Here is a 3,517-nt window from a genome sequence, read left to right on the forward strand (position 1 = left end):
AACAACTGGTGCAGCAGGGGATCGATCGCTACCATACGGGTGATTTTCAGGGTGCGATCGATCGCTGGCAGCAAAGTCTGAGTCTCTATCGCACCGATCGCACGACCACAACACAGCCCATCGAAGTTTGGAAATATTTAGCGCGTGCCAAACAGCAACTTGGACAAATTGATCAGGCGATCGACCACTTAGAGCAAGCAATTATCCAGTATCGTCAGGCTGGAAATTGGCTTCAGGTTGGGCGAATGCAGACCGAACAAGCTCAGGCATACAGCGACTTGGGGCACTACCGGCGAGCGAGCGCGTTGCTCTGTGGTGGTTTAAACGATCGCGTATGTGCACAGAACAGTGCGTTAGAGATTGCTCGTCGCCAGTCTGATCTGTTGGGTCAGGCAGCAGCGCTGGGCAGCCTAGGCAATATTTATTACTTGCAGGGAGAGTTCGATCAAGCACTGGAGCGTTTGAGGGAGAGTCAGACGATCGCAGAACAAATTGGAGAAGTCAATTACTTGATTGCGACTTGGAATAGCTTGGGCAATCTCTACACGAGTTTGGCGCAGCGAAATGATCGCTACGCCCAGTTTGCAAAACAGGCAGGCGATCAGCAATCTACGGAGCGGTTTCGTCAACGCGTCGATCGGGATAACCGGACTGCTATTGCTGCCTTTGAAGCCAGCTTAGCGTTGGCTCGTCGCCAAACCGATCATCAAGCTGAACTTCGCGCCCTACTCGGTCTAGCGCTGCCTTACAGCCGTGATCAAGCGACTTCTATCAAGCTTGAACCCCTGTTTCAGCAGGTGCGATCGGCGTTGGAACTGTTACCAAACTCGCGTGAAAAAGCGTCTAGTCTAATTAAGCTTGCTAGTTTAATTGATCAAACTAGATTTGATACTACCCTTCCCATTTCAAACTATGCCTGTGCAGTAGAACCGCCACCTCAAACAATTACATTGCTGCGGCAGGCGATCGCGATTGCCAAAACCATTCACGATCGAAAAACTGAATCATTTGGGTTGGGGCTGCTAGGGCATGTATTTGAGTGCGCGAAGAACTATGCTCAAGCCAGCAATTTCACCACTCAGGCTCAACTTGTGGCGGCAACCGAAGAAACCCGCTATCTATGGGAATGGCAGGCAGGGCGGATTCTGCGAGCGCAAGGGAAGGATGCAATCGCAGCGTATGAACAAGCGGTTAGTACAGTAAGCCAAATTCAGGAAGACATTGCAGCAGCGAACCGAGATCTCCGCTCAGATTTTCAAGCAACTGTGGAAGTGCTCTACCGACAACTGGCTGAGATCAGGCTTAAGCAAGCCGATCGTGCAACGGCTTCTGATCAGCAAACCCAGCTAAACCTTGCGCTAGGCACCCTTGATCAATTAAGAGTGGTGGAACTGCAAAACTATTTGGGCAGCCAGTGTGAACTACCGTTAGTCGAACAATCCGTGACAGCGGTGGATGCTCATACAGCCGTATTTCGATCGATTTTGTTGGATGATCGCATCGCCATTATTCTGACCTTGCCCAGTGGTGTGGGAAAAAGTGACGTGCGGGTGCATTGGGTGCCGATCGAGAAAGCCACGGCTGTTGAACGGATCAATGATTTCCGACAGCGGCTAGAACAGCGGGCAGACCGGGAAAACACGTTTCAAGCTGGCGCTAAAGAGCTTTACGACTGGTTCATTCGTCCATTTGCGGATCAATTAGAGCAGCGATCAATTAAAGCGCTAGTGTTCATCCAGGATGGAATGTTGCGTTCGATTCCAATGGCGGCGCTGTACGATGGTCAGCAGTTTTTAATTCAAAAATACGCGATTGCAAATACCTCTAGCTTGCGGCTGTTGCACCCTCAACCGTTAGACAACCAACAACTACAAGTGTTGGCGTTTGGCTTAACAACTGCTTCGGCGATCGATGACAACACGTTCTTTGCCCCATTGATCGCGGTCAGATCTGAGATCGATCGTATTCAAACCACCATTCCGGGCAGTGAGGGATTGATTGATCAGAACTTCACGCGCCAGCGATTGCAGCAAGAGTTACAGAAGAAACGTCGTCCAGTGCTGCATCTGGCAACCCATGCTAGATTTGGCTTCGATGCGAAGGAAACGTTTTTGGTCACTGGTGGCACTGCAAACGGCAATCAGTCCTCTGCTCGTCGCTATAACGAGATTTTGTCCATGAACGATCTGTATCAAACGATTCGTCAGACCCGGACCGATCGACCGTGGCTGGAATTGCTGGCGCTAACGGGTTGCGAAACCGCTGTGGGTAGCGATCGTGATGCGCTGGGCATTGCTGGGGTTGCGGTACAAGCAGGCGCACAAAGCGCGATCGCCGCTCTCTGGCGCGTGGAAGACGAGGCAACAGCAACGCTGATTGGTCAGTTTTATCAACACCTACGTACTGGTCTCAGCAAGGCAGAAGCGTTGCAAGCAACTCAAACTGCTTGGTTAGCTGCCAATCCAAGTGGGCGCTACAGCCATCCCGGTTACTGGGCACCGTTTATTCTGATCGGCAGTTGGTTGTAACATCAGGGGCACCTCCGACCCAACATGAGTTGTCCATTTTCTAGTCGATAAATGTCTTGAATTTCAGTAACTGGGTTGCTGTTTTGATGATTAGAACGAGACTGAGCAGACACTGCTGCATTAGCAGGGACCGCATAGGTTTCAAAGGGCGATCGCAACGGGCTTGTAGGGAGCGATGGCAAACCACCTACTCCAGTCAGTACAAAGGTGCCCTGCCGACGGTCACTGGGAACTAAACAACTATTGGCTATCAATCGTTGCGAGTCGAGCAAATCACTGGGTAGTTCAACCAGTTGCCGACTGGGATCAACATCGGGCGTATTAATTTGCACCACGCCATCGATTCCTAATTCGGAACTGGCATCAATGCGAGTTCCCAGTAATTGAAATAGTCCTTGGGCTGTAATCGTGATGTTGCCGCCACGACCAAACATGGCTTGCGCGACGATCGCGCTATTCTCCGTCAGCAACAAAATATCAGCATTAATCGTGATATTACCTCCGGTGGCAGAATTGGTTGCATTCGTGGTGATGGTGCTGTTGCGTCGCAGGACGATGTCTTGAGCGTTGAGAAAAATGCTGCCGCGATCGCCCGCTTCCGTCTCTGCTCTTAAACTTGCCTGATTATTAAGTCGAATCGAATTGGCATTTACCGCTAGATTGCCTGATGAAAAGCGCCCTTGTCCACTGACAATTAGCTGTCCACCATTTTGTAGGGTGAGGAGATTGGTCGTGAGCGCGAGATTTCCTGCCTCTCCGCCGCCTTGCGTTTGGGTCGAGAGGCGGCTGTTGTCTGTTAAAAAGACTGAATCTCTTGCTTGAACAGTCAAATTATTGGCGTTTCCAGAACCATTGGTTGCTGACGTGATTGCAGCTTGATCTTGCAGCCGCAGTCGTTTGGTTTCCAGCGTCAGCGCTCCCGCATTGCCTCTGGCTCCGCGAGCTACCACTGTCTCGATGCCGCTGCCACTGCTGCCACTCAAGCCGCT

1 protein-coding gene and 1 pseudogene are annotated in these 3,517 nt (G+C 51.2%); one reads left to right on the plus strand and one right to left on the minus strand.

Features of this window, described 5'->3' with window-relative positions:
* On the plus strand, positions 1–2,528 hold a 2,528-nt coding region (locus H6F43_RS01985; RefSeq protein WP_190340340.1), incomplete at its 5' end, for a CHAT domain-containing protein.
* A 2-nt stretch (positions 2,529–2,530) separates the two neighbouring features.
* Here H6F43_RS01985 and H6F43_RS01990 read toward each other — a convergent pair.
* Positions 2,531–3,517 (minus strand): annotated as a pseudogene (locus tag H6F43_RS01990) (S-layer family protein); the annotation flags it as partial.

Source organism: Leptolyngbya sp. FACHB-36 (assembly GCF_014695955.1).
Classification (GTDB): Bacteria; Cyanobacteriota; Cyanobacteriia; order Leptolyngbyales; family Leptolyngbyaceae; genus FACHB-36.